The organism is Stenotrophomonas sp. DDT-1 (genome assembly GCF_001580555.1).
In the GTDB taxonomy this organism is placed as follows: Bacteria; Pseudomonadota; Gammaproteobacteria; order Xanthomonadales; family Xanthomonadaceae; genus Stenotrophomonas; species Stenotrophomonas sepilia.
The window spans coordinates 177533-198472 of sequence record NZ_LEKR01000002.1; the positions used below are offsets into that span (position 1 = coordinate 177533).

General features: G+C 65.6%; 15 protein-coding genes and 2 tRNA genes. 3 read left to right on the forward strand and 14 right to left on the reverse strand.

What is annotated here, in order from left to right; all coding sequences use genetic code 11:
• Window positions 1-20: 20 nt before the first annotated feature.
• Window positions 21-1922, reverse strand: coding sequence for a threonine--tRNA ligase (gene thrS, locus AB839_RS01925; RefSeq protein ID WP_053499247.1), 1902 nt, complete (start codon window positions 1920-1922; stop codon window positions 21-23).
• Window positions 1923-2349: 427 nt separating this feature from the next.
• Between thrS and AB839_RS01930 the strand changes: the two genes are divergently transcribed.
• Genes AB839_RS01930 through AB839_RS01940 form a run of 3 tightly spaced genes read left to right on the forward strand, consistent with a single transcriptional unit; the run spans window position 2350 to window position 4479 of the window.
• Window positions 2350-2646, forward strand: coding sequence for a hypothetical protein (locus AB839_RS01930; protein WP_005410439.1), 297 nt, complete (start codon window positions 2350-2352; stop codon window positions 2644-2646).
• Window positions 2646-2909 (forward strand): hypothetical protein, encoded by a 264-nt coding sequence (locus tag AB839_RS01935; protein WP_061478092.1) that lies wholly within the window; start codon window positions 2646-2648, stop codon window positions 2907-2909. The genes AB839_RS01930 and AB839_RS01935 overlap by 1 nt, the downstream gene beginning before the upstream one ends.
• 10 nt (window positions 2910-2919) lie before the next feature.
• Window positions 2920-4479, forward strand: a complete 1560-nt coding sequence (locus AB839_RS01940; RefSeq protein ID WP_061478093.1) for a PepSY-associated TM helix domain-containing protein — start codon at window positions 2920-2922, stop codon at window positions 4477-4479.
• Window positions 4480-4515: 36 nt separating this feature from the next.
• Here the strand turns inward: AB839_RS01940 and AB839_RS01945 are convergent, their stop codons facing one another.
• From AB839_RS01945 to nuoL, 13 genes are all read right to left on the reverse strand, one after another.
• The gene (locus tag AB839_RS01945; protein WP_061478094.1) at window positions 4516-5706 is read right to left on the reverse strand and encodes a glycoside hydrolase family 18 protein; all 1191 of its coding nucleotides are present in this window, start codon (window positions 5704-5706) and stop codon (window positions 4516-4518) included.
• 280 nt (window positions 5707-5986) lie between these two features.
• Window positions 5987-8095 (reverse strand): polyribonucleotide nucleotidyltransferase, encoded by a 2109-nt coding sequence (gene pnp, locus AB839_RS01950; RefSeq protein WP_005417884.1) that lies wholly within the window; start codon window positions 8093-8095, stop codon window positions 5987-5989.
• A gap of 151 nt (window positions 8096-8246) precedes the next feature.
• Window positions 8247-8507, reverse strand: coding sequence for a 30S ribosomal protein S15 (gene rpsO, locus AB839_RS01955; RefSeq protein WP_005417886.1), 261 nt, complete (start codon window positions 8505-8507; stop codon window positions 8247-8249).
• Window positions 8508-8680: 173 nt separating this feature from the next.
• Window positions 8681-9589 (reverse strand): tRNA pseudouridine(55) synthase TruB, encoded by a 909-nt coding sequence (gene truB, locus AB839_RS01960; RefSeq protein ID WP_061478095.1) that lies wholly within the window; start codon window positions 9587-9589, stop codon window positions 8681-8683.
• A 108-nt stretch (window positions 9590-9697) separates the two neighbouring features.
• Window positions 9698-10081, reverse strand: a complete 384-nt coding sequence (gene rbfA / locus AB839_RS01965; protein WP_005410447.1) for a 30S ribosome-binding factor RbfA — start codon at window positions 10079-10081, stop codon at window positions 9698-9700.
• A 92-nt stretch (window positions 10082-10173) separates the two neighbouring features.
• On the reverse strand, window positions 10174-12822 hold the full coding sequence (gene infB, locus AB839_RS01970) for a translation initiation factor IF-2 (RefSeq protein WP_053499259.1): 2649 nt from the start codon (window positions 12820-12822) through the stop codon (window positions 10174-10176).
• 92 nt (window positions 12823-12914) lie between these two features.
• Window positions 12915-14426 (reverse strand): transcription termination factor NusA, encoded by a 1512-nt coding sequence (gene nusA / locus AB839_RS01975; RefSeq protein ID WP_005417911.1) that lies wholly within the window; start codon window positions 14424-14426, stop codon window positions 12915-12917.
• 4 nt (window positions 14427-14430) lie between these two features.
• Complete coding sequence (rimP, locus tag AB839_RS01980) at window positions 14431-15021, reverse strand: ribosome maturation factor RimP (RefSeq protein WP_005417913.1); 591 nt, start codon at window positions 15019-15021, stop codon at window positions 14431-14433.
• Between the two features lie 380 nt (window positions 15022-15401).
• Window positions 15402-15478, reverse strand: a tRNA-Met gene (locus AB839_RS01985).
• A gap of 82 nt (window positions 15479-15560) precedes the next feature.
• Window positions 15561-15637, reverse strand: a tRNA-Met gene (locus AB839_RS01990).
• Window positions 15638-15764: 127 nt separating this feature from the next.
• Complete coding sequence (gene nuoN / locus AB839_RS01995) at window positions 15765-17225, reverse strand: NADH-quinone oxidoreductase subunit NuoN (RefSeq protein WP_049415243.1); 1461 nt, start codon at window positions 17223-17225, stop codon at window positions 15765-15767.
• Between the two features lie 15 nt (window positions 17226-17240).
• On the reverse strand, window positions 17241-18749 hold the full coding sequence (locus tag AB839_RS02000) for an NADH-quinone oxidoreductase subunit M (protein WP_005410452.1): 1509 nt from the start codon (window positions 18747-18749) through the stop codon (window positions 17241-17243).
• 23 nt (window positions 18750-18772) lie between these two features.
• On the reverse strand, window positions 18773-20938 hold the full coding sequence (gene nuoL / locus AB839_RS02005) for an NADH-quinone oxidoreductase subunit L (RefSeq protein ID WP_061478096.1): 2166 nt from the start codon (window positions 20936-20938) through the stop codon (window positions 18773-18775).
• Between the last annotated feature and the right edge of the window lie 2 nt (window positions 20939-20940).

The window sequence follows — 20940 nt, forward strand, 5'->3', positions numbered from 1 at the left end:
CGCCCGGACCGGACCTTTGCTTACGCGCCCTCGGCCTGGAGCCGCTCGATGAAGGCCTGCAGGCTCATGCTGCCCAGGTCTTCGCCAGAACGCGTACGCACCGCCACAGCCCCATTCTCCTTCTCGCGGTCACCGATGACCAGCAGGTAGGGCACGCGCTGCAACGTATGCTCGCGGATTTTATAGCCGATCTTCTCGTTACGCAAATCCGAGCTGACGCGGAAGCCTTGCTCCGCAAGGGTTTTGGTCACGCCCGAGACGTAGTCGGCCTGGGCGTCGGTGATGTTGGCCACCACCACCTGGGTCGGCGCCAGCCAGGCCGGGAACTGGCCGGCATGGTGCTCGATCAGGATGCCCAGGAAGCGCTCCATCGAGCCGACGATGGCGCGATGCAGCATGACCGGGTGCTTCTTCTGGCTGTTCTCGTCCACGTACTCGGCGCCGAGGCGACCCGGCATCATGAAGTCGACCTGCATGGTGCCCAGCTGCCAGGTACGGCCGATCGCGTCCTTCAGGTGGTACTCGATCTTCGGGCCGTAGAAGGCACCCTCGCCCGGCAGCTCCTGCCATTCCACACCACAGGCGGTCAGTGCCGAGCGCAGCGCGCCTTCGGCCTTGTCCCAGGTCGCGTCGTCACCCAGGCGCGATTCCGGACGCAGCGCGATCTTGATCTGGATCTCGTCGAAGCCGAAGTGCCGGTAAACCGCCAGCGCCTGCTGGTGGAAGGCCGTCACTTCCGACTCGATCTGGTTTTCCGTGCAGAACACGTGGCCGTCGTCCTGGGTGAAGCCACGCACGCGCAGGATGCCGTGCAGCGCGCCGGACGGCTCGTTGCGGTGGCAGGAACCGAACTCACCGTAGCGGATCGGCAGGTCGCGGTAGCTGTGCAGGCCCTGGTTGAACACCTGGATGTGGCCCGGGCAGTTCATCGGCTTGACCGCGTACGTGCGCTTCTCCGATTCGGTGAAGAACATGTTGTCCTGGTAGTTGTCCCAGTGGCCGGACTTCTTCCACAGGCTCACGTCCAGGATCTGCGGGCAGCGCACTTCGCCGTAGCCGCTGTTGCGGTAGACCTTGCGCATGTACTGCTCGACCACCTGCCACAGTGCCCAGCCCTTCGGGTGCCAGAACACCAGGCCCGGGGCTTCTTCCTGCAGGTGGAACAGGTCCTGCTGCTTGCCGATGCGGCGGTGGTCGCGCATCTCGGCTTCCTCGATGCGCTTGATGTACGCCTCGAGCTGCTTCTTGTCGGCCCAGGCGGTGCCGTAGATGCGCTGCAGCTGCTCGTTCTGCGCGTCGCCGCGCCAGTAGGCGCCGGAGATGCGGGTCAGCTTGAAGGCCTTCAGGAAGCGCGTGTTCGGCACGTGCGGGCCCCGGCACATGTCCACGTATTCCTGGTGGTAGTACATGCCCATCGCCTGGATGTCGTCGGACATGTCTTCGATCAGGCGCAGCTTGTAGTCCTCGCCACGGGCCTTGAAGATCTCGATCACCTCGGCGCGCGGCGTCATCTTCTTGATGACGTCGTAGTCCTGGGCGATCAGTTCACCCATGCGCTTCTCGATCGCGGCCATGTCGTCCGGCGTGAACGGGCGCTCGGAATAGATGTCGTAGTAGAAGCCCTCGGCGATCACCGGGCCGATCACCATCTTCACGTCCGGGTACAGCTGCTTGACGGCGTGGCCGACCAGGTGGGCGCAGGAGTGGCGGATGATCTCCACGCCCTCCTCGTCCTTGGCGGTGATGATGCGCAGGCTGGCATCGTGGTCGATGACGTCGCTGGCATCGACCAGCACGCCATCGACGGAACCGGCGATGGTGGCCTTGGCCAGGCCGGCACCGATCGACTGGGCGACGTCCATGACGCTGACGGGATTTTCGAACTCGCGGCGGCTGCCGTCGGGAAGGGTAATGTTGATCATCGCATTGGCTTCGTGCGGGCCCGCGGGGCGGGCTGGAAAGCGTTCCCGGGCCGCGGCCCGGGCAATAAAAAAGCGCCGCGAGGGCGCCTGGAACACAGGGCCTTCGGGGGCAGGTCAACAGTGGGCGGTGGTAGTGCTCATGTCGCACGCTCGGCCGGCGCTGGGCGCGGGCCACCTTGTTCCAGTCAGGAGTCTGCGACGATCTTAAACTAGCGCACCGGAAAGCCCAAGGGCTGCCGTACGGTCCGCTGAATGGCCGGCGCTGGCGGCGTGAAAACGCAATGATTACCATGTCCGCGCAGCCCGCCCCGTGCCAGCCTGCCCGCTTCCCCCAGGACCTCGTGATGCGCCACCCGCTCCGACCGGCTCCCGCCGGCCCCGCCCGTGCCCCGCGTTCGCCGGCCCACTGCCGCGGCGCCCGCCCGCAATGATCACCGTCGGCCTTTCCACCCTGGGCTTCTGCAGCCTGGGCATGCTGGCAGCGATGTTTTCGGCACTGGCCTTCTATGCCGCCTCGCCGCACTGCCGTTGGCCGCGCCTGCGCCGCGCCGGTCGCCTCGGTCGCCAGATCGGCCTGGTCGCCGCGGCTGCCGCATTGTGGCTGTGGATGGCCGAACTCGGCTTCGCTGCCGGTCTGGTGGCGATGCTGTGCACCTGGATGCTCGCCGCGATGCTGCTGCCGGCGCTGGCCGCCTGGCATCGCCCGGGCACGGAGTCGCCGTGATGTGGTCGCGCGCCATCGCCGGCATCATCGCTGGCTTCCTGCTTGCGGCCGCCGCGACCGGCCTGCTGGCCTGGCTGCCGCCCGGCCCGTGGCAGCGCGCACTGGTGCCGACCCTGATCGCCTTCATCCCGTTATGGATGCTGGCCGCCCTGTGGGCGTTCAGCTTCCGCAGCGCACTGCGCGCCTGGCTGGTTCTGGGGGGCAGCGCCGCAGCCGGCTTCGCCGTGCTCGGGCTGCTGCGCCTGGCCGGCGCGGTGCAATGAGAGCTCCCCCATGAAGTTCAGTTCGCAGACGCTGCGCACATTCACCACCCTGCACACCTGGGTCGGCCTGGTCGCCGGCTTCGGCCTTTTCGTGGCCTTCTATGCGGGTGCGCTGACCCTGTTCCATCACGACCTGCCGCTGTGGCAGACCCCGGGCGCCGCCACCGCCTTGCCGGCGGGCCTGGACGATGCGCAGTATCTGCTGGAAGACGTACTGGCGACACACCCGGAGGCCCGCCGCCACGTTGGCATGACCTTCCCCGGTACCGAACACCCGCAGCCCCTGGCGTACTGGCAGGCCGACGACGGCAGCTGGCGCTACGCCTGGCCGGGCCAGATCGCCGGCAGCCCCGCGCCGCCGCAGACCGGACTGGCCGAACTGGTCAACGAATTGCACTACAGCCTCGGCCTGCCGGTGGCCGGCATCTATGTGATGGGCGTCGTCAGCCTGCTGTATGGCATGGCGCTGCTGAGCGGCCTGGTGATCCACCTGCCTAGGCTGTTCGGCGACCTGTTCGCGCTGCGCCCGGGTCGCAACCTGAAGCAGCTGTGGCAGGACGCGCACAACGTGATCGGCGTGCTCAGCCTGCCCTTCCACCTGATGTTCGCGGTCACGGGCGCCCTGCTGTGCCTGGTGTTCGTGCAGATGGCCCTGCTCAATCCGCTGATCTACGATGGCAAGGCGCTGCAGGCGGTACCGACCGCGATGGACACTGCGCCGGTGCGCGATGCCAGCGGAATTCCGGCGCCACCGGGCAGCCTGCGCGTGCTGCATGCGCGCGCACTTGAAGTGGCCCGCGCGCAGGGCGTGGCCAACTTTGAACCGGCCTACCTGAAGCTGGCCAATGGCGGCGATGCCAACGCCACGATCGAGATCACCGGCGAGGCCAGTGGCACCCTCGGCCCGCTTGGTGCCGTGGCATTGGACGTGGCCAGCGGCGACCTGCTGGCCTCCCAGCTGCCGGGCCAGCGCGACGCCAACCACGCCACGCTCAGCGCCGCCTACGCGCTGCACTTCGGTGAGTTCGGCAACGGCGTGGTGGTCTGGCTGTACTTCCTGCTCGGCCTCGGCGGTGCGTTCCTGTTCTACTCCGGCAACCTGTTGTGGATCGAGTCGCGGCGCAAGCGTCGCCAGCCGCAACAGCCACGTGCCGGTGTGAACATGGCGCGGGCCACGGTCGGCGTGTGCATCGGCCTGTGCGTGGCGATCTCGATCGCGTTCGTCACCGCACTGGTGCTGGAGCGGCTGGCACCGTCGGCGGTCGACCACGGCATCCGCTGGGCCTGCTTCGGCAGCTGGGCAGCCTGTGCGCTGTGGGCTGCACTGCGCCGTCCCGCGCAGGCCGCGCGCGAACTGCTGTGGGCCGCAGCGATCAGCACTGCACTGGTGCCGGTCCTGCACGGTGCACTCAATGGTGACTGGCTGTGGCGCGCCGCCGGGCGTGGCCAGTGGCCGCTGTTCTGGGTCGATGCCATCGCGCTGGCCATGGCCTTCGGCTTCGCCCGCCTGGCCGTCGCCAGCCAGCGCCGCGCCCGCAACGGCGATCCGAACAGCGTCTGGGCGAACTGAAGCGTCGCCGGGCATGGCCCGGCGCCAGCAGGCGACTCAATCGCCGATACGCGCCTTCTGCCACGGGCCGAGCATGGCGTTGAGCAGGCTGGCCTGCTCGTCGTCGCCGGTCAGCTCCCACATGAACACCCCGGCCAGGCCCTGCTCGCGGGCGAACTGCGCACGCAGCCCGATCGAGCGCGGGTCTTCATAGCTGATGAAGACCTTCTGTTCGGCGTTGTACAGCCACGGGCTCTGCGCCTGCGGCTGCCAGTGCCTGGTCCAGCCCGGCTGGTCGAGATAGCGCGCCTTGATCACCCGCCAGTCGCCGGCGTCGGCCGGTGCGCTGTAAGGCTGATACAGGCCATCCGGTGCATCGCCGGTGACCTTGAAGCCGCGCCCGTAGAACGGCACGCCCAGCACCAGCTTGTCGGCCGGCACGCCATGTTCACGGTAGTACTGCACGGCGCCGGCCACGTTGTTCCAGCGGCGCAGCTCCGGCGCCAGCGAATCGGCCGGCACCTCATGCAAGGGCGCATTGAAGGTCGACACCGACGAGAAGCCGGTGCCCATGTCGTAGCTCATCAGGTTGATGAAATCGAACACCCTGGCCAGCGCCGGCAGGTCGTAGCTCGCCGCCGGATCATAGGGGCCATCGGTCTGCAGGCGACCGGCGGCCAACGCGGCGGTCAGCAGCATCGGCTGGCCAACCTTGCGACCGCGCGCATCGAGTGCCTGGCGGAAGGCCTGCGCAAGCCGGGTCAGGTTGGCGCGATCCTGCGGGCGGTGTGCCAGCTCCTTCGGCCCACCACTGACCGGGAATTCCCAGTCGATGTCCACACCATCGAAGCTGCCTGCATGGCGCTCGAAGAACAGCGCCATGCATGAGTCGACCAGGCGCTTGCGGCTGGTTTCGGTCAGTGCCGCATCGGAGAAGCCGCCTGCGCCCCAGCCGCCAATGGAGATCAGCGTGCGCAGGTGCGGGTGCGCCTTCTTGAGTTCGGCCAGTGCGGCGAAATTCTTCGGCGCTTCCGCACCGACCGTGCAGCGGCCGTCCTCGATGGTGGAGAACGCGTAGAACAGGTGGGTCAGGCGCTCGGCCGGAATGCTCGACACCGGATAGCGCTCGGCCGATCCACCAGGGTAATAGGCGCCGAAGATCGGCTGCTGTGCGGGCGCTGCGTGCGCGGCAATGGGCAAGGCACCGGCAATCAGCACGGCAAGGACGGCCACGGTCTGGCGGAACATGGGATCTCCCGGTTCAAAGGCGCCGCCACGTTAGCAAACCGATGGGGCTGCGGTACGGATGTCGCGGCATGTCGTCCCATGGACAGGCGCGATCCGTGCAACGGTGACAGAACGATGGCTGCGTGGCGGCGATCATGAACTGCAGCAGGACATGCAGCGACCTGGATGAGCGTCTCTTCACAACATCGAGGCAAAGAAAAAGCGGGCCGAAGCCCGCTTTTTCATTTGCGAAAGCGTGAGGACCAACGGTCCTCACCCACCGCACGATCAGCAGTACCGATTATTCGGCGCTGGCGCCTTCGCCTTCTTCGACGGCCTTCATCGACAGGCGGATACGGCCCTGCTTGTCGACTTCCAGCACCTTGACCTTGACCACATCGCCTTCCTTCAGCTTGTCGCCGACCTTCTCGACGCGCTCGCTGGAGATCTGCGACACGTGGACCAGGCCGTCCTTGCCCGGCAGGATGGTGACGAACGCACCGAAGTCCATGATCTTGGCGACCTTGCCTTCGTAGATGCGGCCCGGCTCGACGTCCGAGGTGATCTGCTCGATGCGGGCCTTGGCAGCCTGGGCAGCGATGGCGTTGACCGACGCGATGACGATGGTGCCGTCGTCCTGGATGTCGATCTGGGTGCCGGTTTCCTTGGTGATGGCCTGGATGGTCGAGCCACCCTTGCCGATCACTTCGCGGATCTTGTCCGGGTGGATCTTGATGGTCAGCAGGCGCGGCGCGTAGTCCGACAGCTCCTCACGCGGAGCGGTCAGGCCGTGGGCCATTTCACCCAGGATGTGCAGACGGCCAGCCTTGGCCTGCTGCAGGGCCTGCTTCATGATCTCTTCGGTGATGCCTTCGATCTTGATGTCCATCTGCAGGGCGGAGATGCCCTCAGCGGTACCGGCCACCTTGAAGTCCATGTCGCCCAGGTGATCTTCGTCACCCAGGATGTCGGACAGGACCACGAAACGGTCGCCTTCCTTGACCAGGCCCATGGCGATACCGGCCACCGGGGCCTTCACCGGCACGCCGGCGTCCATCAGCGCCAGCGACGAGCCGCAGACCGAGGCCATCGACGAGGAACCGTTCGACTCGGTGATTTCCGAAACGACGCGGATGGTGTACGGGAAGGCTTCCAGCGACGGCATGACAGCCAGCACGCCGCGCTTGGCCAGACGACCGTGGCCGATTTCGCGGCGCTTCGGGCCCATCATGCGGCCGCACTCACCCACCGAGAACGGAGGGAAGTTGTAGTGGAACAGGAAGTTTTCCTTGTACTCACCGGCAACGGCGTCGATGACCTGGCCGTCACGGGCGGTGCCCAGCGTGATGGTCACGATGGCCTGGGTTTCGCCACGGGTGAACAGCGAGGAACCGTGGGTACGCGGCAGCACGCCGGTCTTCACGGTGATCGGGCGGACGGTGTCCAGCGCACGGCCGTCGATGCGGACCTTGGTGTCCAGCACCGAGTCACGCATGGTGCGGTATTCCAGTTCGCCGAATTCCTTCGACAGCTCGGCCGGGTTCCAGCCTTCGGCGGCCACACGACCGGCCAGGGCTTCGAACACGTCCTTCTTGATCGCCGAGATGGCGTCACGGCGCTGCAGCTTGTCACGCACCTGGAAGGCTTCGCCCAGGCGCGGGCCGATGGCTTCCTTCAGCGCGGAGATCAGCGCGTCGTTCTTGGCCGGGGCTTCCCAGGTCGACGGCTTGGTGCCGGCTTCGACGGTCAGCTCGTTGATCGCGTTGATGACCTTCTGCATTTCGCGGTGACCGAAGGTCACGGCGCCCAGCATCACTTCTTCGGACAGCAGCGCGGCTTCGGATTCGACCATCAGCACGGCGTTGGAGGTACCGGCGACAACCAGTTCCAGCTGCGAGTCAGCCAGTTCGCTGACGGTCGGGTTCAGGATGTACTCGCCGTTCTTGTAGCCGACCTTGGCAGCGCCGATCGGGCCCATGAACGGGGTGCCGGCCAGGGCCAGCGCAGCCGAGGCGCCGATCAGGGCCGGGATGTCGCCGTCCACGTCCGGGTTCAGCGACATGACCGTGGCGATGATCTGCACTTCGTTCTTGTAGTCTTCCGGGAACAGCGGACGGATCGGACGGTCGATCAGACGCGAGATCAGCGTTTCCTTCTCGGTTGCACGGCCTTCACGCTTGAAGAAACCACCCGGGATGCGGCCGCCGGCGTAGAACTTTTCCTGATAATCGACGGTCAGCGGGAAGAAGTCCTGGCCTTCGCGCGCGCTCTTGGCGGCGACGGCGGTGACCAGCAGTACGGTGTCGTCCATCTTGACGATGACCGCACCGCTGGCCTGGCGGGCGACTTCGCCGGTCTCAAGCGTGACGGTGTGCTTGCCGTACTGGAAGGTTTTGGTGATTTTTGCCACGGAGGGTGTCCTTGGGGATGCTGTCTGCGAATTTGGACCGTCGGCGACCCTTGCCGCCAGCGGGTGGCCGGATCGTTCCGGCCTGAATCGGGGATTGCGGTGCTACAAAACAAAACCGCGGCGCATCGCTGCGCCGCGGGGGATTCGTTGCTTAGCGACGCAGGCCAAGCTTTTCGATCAGGGCCTTGTAACGCTCGACGTCCTTCTTCTTCAGGTAGTCGAGCAGGCTGCGACGGCGGTTGACCATCTGCAGCAGGCCGCGGCGGCTGTGGTGATCCTTCTTGTGGGTCTTGAAGTGGCCGGTCAGCAGTTCGATGCGGGCGGTCAGCAGGGCAACCTGGACTTCCGGGGAGCCGGTGTCAGCGGCGCTGCGCTTGTTGTCTTCAATGACCTTCTGGGTGTCGATCGACATTTCTTTTTTCTCTGTGATGCGTGGCCGGCAGGAACGCGCTTCGCGCACCGCCAGGCTCGCCGTGGACTACGAGGATGAAACCTGCGGGAGGCAGGTTGCCGGAAAACGGCCGCGAAATTGTAACGGCCAGGGGCTTCCGGGACAAGGACCGGGGCTGAACCACCCTGCCCCGGTCAGAGGTTGAAACGGCGCTGCGGGGCCAGCAGGCCACTGTCGTCGACCTGGCCCAGGCCCTGGACAGCATCGTCCGGACCGAACACGGCCACCAGGCCATGCGGCCAGGTCATGTCACGCTGGCGCTGGCCGACGCAGAAACGGTGAGCCTGGGCGGCGTCGAGGTCGACCCGCGGATACTCGGCCAGGCCGGCCGCCAGCGGCAGCAGCAGCGCGTCCATGCCCGCCTCGTCGCCGGCCTCGGCCATCACCCGCAGTTGGTCCAGGGTGACCATCACCGGTTCACGGAACGGCTCGACCCATAGCCGGCGCAGCGCACTGATATGGGCGCCGCAGCCCAGGCGTTCGCCGAGGTCGCGTGCCAGGCTGCGGATGTAGGTGCCGGAGCCACAGGTCACGCGCAGCCGCAGCCGTTCCGGCTGCTGCTCGAGTACCTCGATGGCGTGCACCTGGACCTCGCGCTCCGGGGCCTCGATGGCCTCGCCGCGGCGGGCCTTCACATACAGCGGTTCACCGCCCTGCTTCAGCGCCGAATAGATCGGCGCCCGCTGGCGGATGTTCCCCGTCAGTGGTGCCAGCGCAGCCTGCAGGGCCTCGGCGCTGATCGCCGGCACCGGACGCTGCAGCAGCACCTGGCCCTCGGCATCATCGGTATCCGTGGTCTGGCCGAGCACGATCTCGGCATCGTACGCCTTGGCCGAACCCAGCAGCAGGCCGGCGATCTTGGTCGCCTCGCCGAAGCATAGCGGCAGCAGGCCGGTGGCCAACGGGTCGAGGCTGCCGGTGTGGCCACCCTTCTCGGCACGGAACAGGCGGCGCGCCACCTGCAGGGCGGCGTTGGAGCTCATGCCGGTCGACTTGTCGAGCAGCAGGATGCCATCCAGGCGGCGGAACTGAATTCGGGTCATGACAGATACGGGTAGCGCCGGGCCATGCCCGGCGAGCGCGAAGCGCGGCCAGCGTCCGGCCTCGCACGGTCAGAATGAAAAGACGCCGGGCATGGGCCCGGCGCTAGCTTATTCTTCGTCGCTCTCGCGACGCTTCTCCGCGGCCAGCGTATCGGGCAGGTCGCGCAGGATGTTGTCGATGTGCTCACCACGGTCGACCGAATCGTCGTAGTGGAAATGCAGCTCCGGCACGTGGCGCAGCTTCATCGCACGGGCCAGGTCCATGCGCAGGCGGTAGCCCAGCTCCTTCAGGCCGGCCACGGCTTCAGCCGAGCGTTCCGGCATCAGGGCGGTGACGAACACCTTGGCATGGGCCATGTCGCGGGTGATTTCCACGTCGGACACGCTCACCGAGGGCAACCCGTGCTCGCGCACGGCGTTGTGCACCAGGGTGCCGAGTTCACGGCGCAGCTGGGCGGAGACACGGTCGGTTCGATGGAAAGTCTTGGGCACGAGCAGCTCTTGGTTCAGTTGTCGCCCGACCAACGGTCGGGCGCTACAGGTACATGGTAGGGCCCGACCGTTGGTCGGGCCACCTTGCAGCATTACAGGGTGCGCGGCACTTCGATACGCTCGAAGCACTCGATCTGGTCGCCTGGCTTGACGTCGTTGTAGGCCTTCACCGCGATACCGCATTCGGTACCGTTGCGGACTTCCTCGACATTCTCCTTGAAGCGACGCAGCGATTCCAGCTCGCCCTCGAAGATCACCACGCTGTCGCGCAGCACGCGGATCGGCTTGTTGCGCTTGACCACGCCCTCGATGACCATCGAGCCGGCAACGGCGCCCAGCTTGGAGCTGCGGAAGACGTCGCGGACCTCGGCGATACCGATGATCTCTTCGCGGATCTCCACGCCCAGCAGACCGGATGCCACCTGCTTCACCTGATCGATCACGTCATAGATGATCGAGAAGTAACGCAGGTCGACGCCGTTGGATTCAATGATGCGGCGGGCCGAAGCATCCGCACGCACGTTGAAGCCGATGACGGTGGCCTTCGAAGCAGCCGCCGAGTTGGCGTCCGATTCGGTGATGCCGCCGACGCCGGAGTGGATCACGTTGATGCGGATGTCTTCGTTGGACAGCGCGACCAGCGCCTGGCTCAGGGCCTGCACCGAACCCTGCACGTCGGCCTTGATGACCAGGTTGAGAACCTGCTGGCCCTCGCCCTTGCCCAGGGTCGCCATGATGTCTTCCATGCGGCTGCCAGCGGTGGCGACCAGGCGCGACTCACGGCGCTTGGTCTCACGCTGCTGCGCAACATCCTTGGCCAGGCGCTCGTCCTCGACCACCACGAAGTCGTCTCCGGCTTCCGGCACACCGGACAGGCCCAGGACCTGCACCGGGATCGACGGGCCGGCGAACTCCGGCTGCTTGCCGGTTTCGTCGAACAGCGCACGCACGCGGCCGTACTGGATACCGCACACCAGGTAGTCGCCCTTCTTCAGGCGGCCCTGCTGCACCAGCACCGTAGCGACCGGGCCGCGGCCCTTGTCCAGCGACGATTCGATCACCACGCCCGAGGCGCGGCCTTCGTCGACGGCCTTCAGTTCCAGCAGTTCGGCCTGCACCGACACCGCGTCCAGCAGGTCGTCGATGCCCAGGCCGGTCTTGGCCGAGATCTCCACCATCTGGATGTCACCACCGAACTCTTCGGCCACGACCTGCTCGGAGAGCAGCTCGTTCTTGACCCGCATCGGGTCGGCACCGGACTTGTCGATCTTGTTGATCGCCACGATCAGCGGCACACCCGCCGAACGGGCGTGCTGGATCGCTTCCTTGGTCTGCGGCATGACGCCGTCGTCGGCAGCAACCACCAGCACCACGATGTCGGTCAGCTTGGCACCGCGGGCACGCATCGAGGTGAACGCGGCGTGGCCCGGGGTATCCAGGAAGCTGATGACGCCCTTGGGCGTTTCGACGTGATAGGCACCGATATGCTGGGTGATGCCGCCGGCTTCGCCGTGGGCAACCTTGGTGCGGCGGATGTAGTCCAGCAGCGAGGTCTTGCCGTGGTCGACGTGACCCATGATGGTGACCACCGGCGGGCGCTGCACGGCTTCGCCCTGGTTTTCACCGGTCGAAGCAAGCAGCGCGTCTTCGGCATCGTTGTCGTTGGCACGGATCGCCTTGTGGCCGAGTTCTTCGGTCACCAGCGCAGCGGTGTCGTGGTCGATGGACTGGGTGATGGTCGCCATCACGCCCATCTTGAACAGCGCCTTCACCACCTCGCCGCCCTTCAGCGCGAGCTTCTGCGCCAGGTCGGCCACGGTGATGGTCTCGCCGATCGCGACTTCACGCACGACCGGGGCGGTCGGGCGTTCGAACGCGTGCGGACCGGCATTGTTGCCACCACGCGACATGTCGCGACGGCCACCGGACTGGTTGCGGCCACCCGGACGTCCACGCGAATTGCTGTTGTTGCTGTTGCCGCGACGCGCACGGTCGGCGGCCGACAGGTGCATCTGGCCGGCGAAGCGGTCGCCCGGGCCACGCTCGTTGCGCGGCGCGCTGCGGTTGTTGCGCTCGTCGTTGCGCGGCGGCGGCGGCGGAGCACCACGCGGCGCAGCCGGGGCGGCGGCCGGGGCGCGCGGCGGGCGCGGCGCGGTTTCGTCGATCGGAGCACGCTTGGGCTTGCTGGCGGCCAGTGCCTCGGCCGCCTTGGCCGCAGCCGCAGCTTCCTCGGCAGCCTTCTTCTCGGCTTCGGCGCGTTCCTTGGCGGCGGCCTCTTCCTCACGGGCACGGACGATGGCCTCGTCGCGCAGACGATCCTTCTCGGCCAGGGCCTGCTGTTCGGCGAGGTTGCGCGCACGCGACTCTTCCAGCTTGCGCAGGATGTCGGCGCGCTCTTCGTCCGGCGTCATGGCGCGAGCACCATCCTTGACGTAGGTACGCTTCTGGCGCACCTCGACATTCACGGTCGTCTTGCTGCGACCGGAATTGACCGTCACTTCCTGCTGCTTCCGGCGGTTGAGCGTGATCTTCTTCGCAGACTGATCGGTCTCTTCCGGGGCCTGCTCGGGCTTGCCGTGCGAACGACGAAGGAAGCCCAGGAGCTTTACCTTCTCGGAGCTGGTCACGACCTGGTCGGGACCGCTGAACTTCATGCCGGCACCGGCCAGCTGTTCCAGCAGTTTTTCGACCGGCGTGTTGACCAGTTCGGCAAGCTTGCGGATGGTGGTTTGCTGCGACATTCGGATCCTATGATCTTGTGGGCGCCCCCCCGCATCTGGAGGTGGCGCGGATTCTACGCCCTGAGCGGCTCAGGGCCCTGTTCATTGCCGGCTCATTCGCCGCGTTCCAGTCGGGCGATCTCCTCGGCACGGGCGGCCAGGATCAGCGCAGCGGCGCGCGCCTGATCCAGTCCTTCGATGCCGAAGTCCATGACCTCGTCGGCGGCCAGGTCGGACAGGTCCTCGCTGGTACGCACGCCGTGGCCGGCCAGCGCATATGCGGTGGCTTCGTCCATGCCCTTCAGGGACAGCAGGTCCTGCGCCGGCTGGCCGTCTTCAAGGCCTTCCTCGACTGCCAGGGCCTCATTGAGCAGCGCATCGCGGGCACGAGCGCGCAGCTCTTCGACGATGTCCTCGTCGAAACCTTCCACGGCCAGCAGTTCGCCGACCGGGACATATGCGATTTCCTCGACGGTGCCGAAGCCTTCGCTGACCAGGATGCCGGCGATTTCCTCGTCCACTTCCAGCTTGTCCATGAACAGCTGGCGGGCGGCAGCCTGCTCGGCCTCCGACTTGGCAGTGACCTGGTCCTGGGTCATCACGTTGAGCTGCCAGCCGGTCAGGCGGCTGGCCAGGCGCACGTTCTGGCCGCCCTTGCCGATCGCCTGGGCCAGGCGGTCTTCGGCAACGGCCAGGTCCATCGAGTGCTTGTCCTCATCGACGATGATCGACTGCACTTCGGCCGGCGCCATCGCGTTGATGACGAAGTTGGCCGGGTTGTCGTTCCACAGCACGATGTCCACGCGCTCGCCATTGAGCTCGTTGGACACGGCCTGCACGCGCGAACCGCGCATGCCGATGCAGGCACCGATCGGATCGGTGCGCTGGTCGTGGGCCAGCACGGCGATCTTGGCGCGGTCGCCCGGATCGCGGGCGCAGGCCTTGATTTCCACCAGGCCCTGGCCGACTTCCGGCACTTCCAGCTTGAACAGCTCGATCATGAACTCCGGCGCGGCGCGGCTGATGAACAGCTGCGGGCCACGCGGCTCCGAGCGCACTTCGGCCAGGTAGCCGCGCACGCGGTCGCCGGCACGCAGCACGTCGCGCGGAATGCCCTTGTCCTTCGGAATGAAGCCTTCGGCATTGCCACCGAGGTCGACGTAGATGTTGCCGCGCTCGGCGCGCTTGACCACACCGGTGATCAGCTCACCCACGCGATCCTTCCATGCATCCACGACCTGCTGGCGCTCGGCTTCGCGCACGCGCTGGACGATGACCTGCTTGGCGGCCTGGGCAGCGATGCGGCCGAAGTCCGGGTTCTCGATCTGCTCTTCGATGTAGTCGCCGACCTCGACGCCTTCGGCCTCGTCGACGGCGTCCATCAGGCGGATCTGGCGATCCGGGGATTCCATGACCACGTCATCAGCCACCACTTCCCAGCGGCGGAAGGTTTCGTAGCTGCCATCCTTGTGGTCGATGACCACGCGGGTCAGCACTTCCTCCTCGGGATAGCGCTTCTTCGCTGCCGAGGCCAGGGCGGCCTCGATGGCATCGAAGATCACTTCACGCGGCACGCCCTTCTCGTTGGCGACTGCGTCGACTACCAGCAACAGTTCCTTGCTCATTGGCTCACTCCGCGCGCGGCTTCTTTGCCGCCGGCTCGTTGGAAGAAGAATTCGTGTTCGGCTTCGGACGCTTCGGTGCCGGACCGGTCGGCTTGCTCGGGGCCAGCCCCAGCGCCACCCAGTCGGGCATGATCCGTGCCTTGTCGATGTTGTCGGCCGACACGACCACTTCAGCCTTGTCGACGATGAAGGTGATGGTGCCCGCGGCCTCGTCGATCGCTTCGATGCGGCCCTGCAGGCGACGACGGTTGTCCTGCGGCAGCTTCAGCGTGACCTTGGCTGATTCACCCTGGTGGCGGCCGAACTGCTCCAGGTTGAACAGCGGGCGGTCCACGCCCGGCGAGGACACTTCCAGCGTGTAATTGCCGCTGATCGGGTCTTCGACGTCCAGCTGCGCCGAGACTTCGCGGCTGACCCGCTCGCAGTCGTCGACATTGATGATGCGCTCAGGCTGTTCAGCCAGCGGCACGTCGATGTAAAGGCGCAGGGTCGCACCGCCGGGGGCCGGCAGATACTCAACGCCCAGCAGCTCCAGGCCCAGCGACACAACGGTCGGGGCGAGCAGATTCGCGATGTCGGTTGCCTTGTCGCTCACAGCCTGCCTTGATCTCTATGGTTGGGTGCCGGCCTTGGCCGGCGTGGAAACATGACGCCCCGGAAACGACAAAGGGCCCGTTGGGCCCCTTTTCCGGAAAGACTCCGGTGACTGGATTCCGGTTGCAACCTGCATCGCCTGCCGGTTGCGGCCCTCCTTCCGGGTCCGGACTCCCGCTGGGAGGCCGCCTTCAGGGGTACTGCTAGGCCGCTGATGATAGCGGCTGCACCGCGCTGGTGCAAGGTGCGGGGCTACCCCGAAGCGTCCGCTGCGCTCGCCGGGCATGGCCCGGCGCTACCACCGTGCGGCGTACGGGTAGCGCCGGGCCAGCCCAAAGAAAAACGCCCTCGAAGCAGGACTTCGAAGGCGATCTTCTTACTTGGTAGCGGGGGCAGGATTTGAACCTGCGACCTTCGGGTTATGAGCCCGACGAGCTGCCAGACTGCTCCACCCCGCATCAGAAGCGGAATTATGAGCGATGGCTCCAAAAACTGCAAGCCTTCCCTCATTCATCAAACCGGTTGGCGCCGATCGGAAGTTGGTAGCGGGGGCAGGATTTGAACCTGCGACCTTCGGGTTATGAGCCCGACGAGCTGCCAGACTGCTCCACCCCGCACCGGAAGTGTTTGAACTGCTGCCCTGCTCTTTCGAGGAGGGCTACCGCAACGATGTTCTGGCTGAACCGCTGCAGTGACAACTCAGGCTGCGCATATTACACGAATCGCGCAGCTTTGTGTCAACTTTTATGCAAGATGCGCAAATGCCTGCTGGCACCAGACCATGATCGGGTTCCAGGCCAGGCCCAGGGCCAGCAGCGCCAGGGCATTGACGCCCAGCACCACACCCAGCACGCGGTCGTTGTTGCGCGGCATGGCCTCGCCCACCGGCTCATCGAAGTACATGACCTTGATGACGCGCAGGTAGTAGAAGCAGCCGACCACGGCGCACAGCACGCCCAGGATGGCCAGCCACAGCAGGCCGCCGTTGACGGCCGCGCCCAGCACCGCCAGCTTGGTCCAGAAGCCCAGGAACGGCGGGATGCCGGCCAGCGACGCCATGATGCACAGCACCAGGCCTGCCATCCACGGGTTGCGGGCATTGAGGCCCTTGAAGTCCTCGATGTTCTCGGCTTCAAAGCCGGCACGCGACAGCGCGATGATCGCGCCGAAGGCGGCGGTCGACATGATGGCGTAGGCCAGTGCGTAGAACAGCGCAGCGGCATAGCCCTGCGCGCCACCACCGGCGATGCCCATCAGCAGGAAGCCGATGTGCGAGACGGTGGAGAACGCCAGCATGCGCTTGAGATTGCTCTGCGCGATGGCCATCAGGTTGCCGATGACCAACGAGACTGCGGCCAGGCCGGCGATCAGCAGCTGCAGTTCCGTCGACAGCGGGCCCACGCCCATTTCCAGCAGGCGGTAGGCCATGCCGAAGGCGGCCAGCTTCGGCGCCGAGCTGATGAACAGCGCGATCGGTGCCGGGGCACCCTGGTACACGTCCGGCAGCCACATGTGGAACGGTGCCGCACCCAGCTTGAAGGCGACGCCGGCGATCATGAACACCGCACCGGTGATCAGCAGCACGCGCTCTTCCGAGTGCGGGATGGCGTCACGGATGACGTCCAGGTGCAGGCTGCCGGTCGCGCCGTAGATCAGCGACATGCCGTACAGCAGCAGGCCAGAGGCCAGCGAGCCGAGCACGATGTACTTCATCGCCGCTTCCGAGGCCAGGCCGTTTTCGCGGTTGCTGGCGACCAGGGCGTAGGAGCACAGCGCCAGCAGTTCCAGGCCCAGGTAGACCATCAGCAGGCTGCCGGCCGACACCAGGATCATCATGCCGGCGGTGCCGAACAGGATCAGCACCGGGATCTCGCCCTGGAACAGGTTGCGGTCACGCAGATAACGCCAGCCATAGACCAGGGTCAGGCCGCTGAGCAGCACGATCCCGGTCTTCATCACGTCCGCGGCGGTATCGCGCACGAACATGCCATGGAAGACCTCGCCCTGCCCGCCCACGCCGGTGGCCAGCATGAACAGCACCACGGCCAGCGCAGCGAGCGAGAACAGGTGGGTGACGATCTTGTTCCGGTTGCTGACGAACAGGTCGAGGATCATCAGGGCGAAGGCGCTGCCGATCAGCACCAGCTCGGGAGCGAGCGGTGGCAGGTCAGCGGCGGTCAATGGCAGCAGCGGCGAGGTGGTCATCATCAAATCCTGGAATTACAGCAGCTTGCTGGATGCGATCTGCATCGCCAGCTTCGCGATCGAGGGCTCCATCAGGTCGGTCAGCGGCTTGGGATAGATGCCCAGGGCCAGCACGCCGATGGCGAACACGCCCAGCACCAGCCATTCGCGGCCGTTGATGTCCTTCAGTTCGGCAACATGGCTGTTGGCCACTTCACCGAAGAAGATGCGCTTGTACAGCCACAGGGTGTAGGCGGCGCCGATGATCAGGGTGGTGGCCGCGCCCAGCGCGATCCACGGATTACGCTGGAAGGCCGAGAGGATGACCATGAACTCGCCGACGAAACCGCTGGTACCGGGCAGGCCCGCGTTGGCCATGAAGAACAGCATGGCGAAGGTGGCGAACCACGGCATCACGTTGACCACGCCGCCGTAATCGGCGATGCGGCGGCTGTGCATGCGGTCGTACAGCACGCCGACGCAGGAGAACATTGCGCCGGACACGAAGCCGTGCGAGATCATCTGCACCATGGCGCCCTGCAGGCCCAGGCGGGCGGCATCGGCGTTGCCGGCTTCACGCACCAGCCACAGGGCGATGAAGGTGCCCAGGGTGACGAAGCCCATATGCGCGATCGACGAATAGGCGATCAGCTTCTTCATGTCGTCCTGCACCAGGGCGACCAGGCCAACGTAGATCACCGCGATCAACGACAGCGCGATCACCAGCCAGGCCCATTCCTGCGAAGCGTCCGGGACGATCGGCAGGTTGAAGCGCAGGAAGCCATAGCCACCGATCTTCAGGGCGATGGCGGCCAGGATCACCGAACCGGCGGTCGGCGCTTCCACGTGGGCGTCCGGCAGCCAGGTATGGACCGGGAACATCGGCACCTTGACCGCGAAGGCGATCAGGAACGCGAAGAAGATCCAGGTCTGTTCCTTGGCCGACAGCGGCAGTGCATACAGGTCGGCCAGCTGGAAGCTGCCGCCCTTCATGTACAGGTAGATCAACGCCACCAGCATCAGCACCGAGCCGAGGAAGGTGTACAGGAAGAACTTCAGCGCAGCGTAGATGCGGCGCGGGCCGCCCCAGACACCGATGATCAGGAACATCGGGATCAGCATGGCTTCGAAGAACACGTAGAACAGCATCGCGTCCGTCGCCGCGAAGATACCGACCGTGACGCCTTCCAGGATCAGGAAGGCCGCCACGTACTGGTTCACGCGCTTGTCGATGGCGCTCCAGGCGCCGATCAGGGCAAGCACGCTGACCAGGGTGGTCAGCAGGATCAGCGCCACGGCAATGCCGTCCACGCCCAGGTTGTAGCCGATCTTGTACGCCGGGATCCACGCATGGGTCTCGACGAACTGCAGGCCGTCGATGCCCGCGTTGTAGCCGCTCAGCAGCGAGAGGCTTGCAACGAAGGTGAGCACCGCGACGCCCAGCGACGCCCAGCGGGCGGTCTGCGCATCACGGATCGCAAGGATCAGGGCACCACCGATGATCGGCAGCCAGATGAGGACACTGAGTAGAGGCCAGTTCGACACGTCTTCTTATTCCGTACAGGTCATCAACGCAGGTAATGCATCAGCACGCCCAGCAGGGCAATCAGGCCGATGATCATCGCGAAGGCGTAGTGATAGAGGAAACCGGATTGGGTACGACGCAGCACGCCGGCTGCGACGTCCACAACACGTGCCGAGAGATTGACCACGCCGTCGACGATGTTGCTGTCGATCCAGCGCGAGACCTTGCCCAGCTTGACGCTGCCACCGGCAAAGCCATCGATCCACAGCTTGTCGAAGCCGTACTTGTTTTCCAGCACCGACACCAGCGGAGCGAAGGCCTTGCGCGCCTTGCCCGACAGGTCCGGCTTCCACAGGTAGAACAGTGCGGCCAGCAGGAAGCCCGCGACGGTCAGCATGAACGCCGGAGCCATCATGCCGTGCAGCGCGAAGGCGACCGGGCCGTGGAACTCCTCACCCAGGAAGCCGATGGTGTTCTTGGCCGGATCGTAGAAGTCGACGATGCCGGTGAAGAACGTATGCGCCTGGCCCTTGATGGCATCGTGGGCATGGTGGCCGGCCCAGTCGGTGCCGTACAGCATCGGACCGATGCTGAAGAAACCGATGGCGATCGACGGGATGGCCAGCAGGATCAGCGGCAGGGTCACCACCCACGGGGTTTCGTGCGGCTCATGCGGACCGTGGCCATGGCCGTGGTCATCGTGATGCGCATCGCCGTGGTGGGCGTCGGCGGCGTGGTGATCGTCATGGCCGTGACCATGATCGTCATGATGCACGTCGCGGAAACGCTCCTTGCCGTGGAAGGTCAGGAACAGCAGGCGGAAGCTGTAGAAGCTGGTGACGATCACGCCACCCAGCACTGCCCAGTAGCCGTAGGTGGCCACCCAGTTGTTGGACAGGTGCGCGTGCAGCTCGGCGGCCTCGATGATGGTGTCCTTCGAGTAGAAGCCGGAGAAGAACGGCGTGCCCACCAGTGCCAGCGTACCGATCCACATGGTGATGAAGGTGATCGGCATGTACTTGCGCAGGCCACCCATCTTGCGCATGTCCTGCTCGTGGTGCATGGCAATGATGACCGAGCCGGCACCCAGGAACAGCAGCGCCTTGAAGAAGGCGTGGGTCATCAGGTGGAACACGGCTGCCGAGTAGGCCGACACGCCCAGTGCAACCGTCATGTACCCCAGCTGCGACAGCGTGGAGTACGCGACGACGCGCTTGATGTCGTTCTGCACGATGCCGATCAGGCCAGTGAAGAAGGCGGTGGTGGCACCGATGAACAGCACGAAGTTCAGCGCGGTCTGCGACAGCTCGAACAGCGGCGACATGCGGGTGACCATGAAGATACCGGCGGTCACCATCGTCGCGGCGTGGATCAGTGCCGAGATCGGGGTCGGGCCTTCCATCGAGTCGGGCAGCCACACGTGCAGCGGGACCTGGGCCGACTTGCCCATGGCACCGATGAACAGGCAGATGCAGATGACGGTGGCGATCGACCAGATCACCGGCTCGTTCAGCAGCTGCATGCCCAGGAGGGTGCCGTCCCAGATCTGCAGCTGGGCGCGCGGGTCGGACAGCATGCCGGCCTGCGAGAACACCTGCGAGTAGTCCAGGGTGCCGAACACCCACAGCACGCCGGCGATGCCGAGCAGGAAGCCGAAGTCACCGACGCGGTTGACCAGAAACGCCTTCATGTTGGCGAAGATCGCGGTCGGGCGCTTGAACCAGAAGCCGATCAGCAGGTACGACACCAGGCCCACCGCTTCCCAGCCGAAGAACAGCTGCAGGAAGTTGTTGCTCATCACCAGGGTGAGCATCGAGAAGGTGAACAGCGAGATATAGCTGAAGAACCGCTGGTAACCCGGATCGTCTTGCATGTAGCCGATCGTGTAGATGTGGACCAGCAGCGACACGAAGGTCACCACCACCATCATCATCGCGGTCAGCTTGTCGACCATGAAGCCGACGTGGGCCGAGTACTGGCCGACTTCGAAGAACGTATAGATGTTCTGGTTGAACGGCTGCGCGCCGCCCCACATCAACTGGTAGAACGTGTACATCGAAAGGCCGCAGGCCACCGCGACGCCGAGGATGGTGATGGTCTGCGCGCCGAAGCGCTTGACCTGGCGACCGAACAGGCCGGCGATGATGCTGCCGAACAGCGGTGCGAGCACCACTGCGATCAACAGACTCTTGGAGAGAGTGATTTCCATCT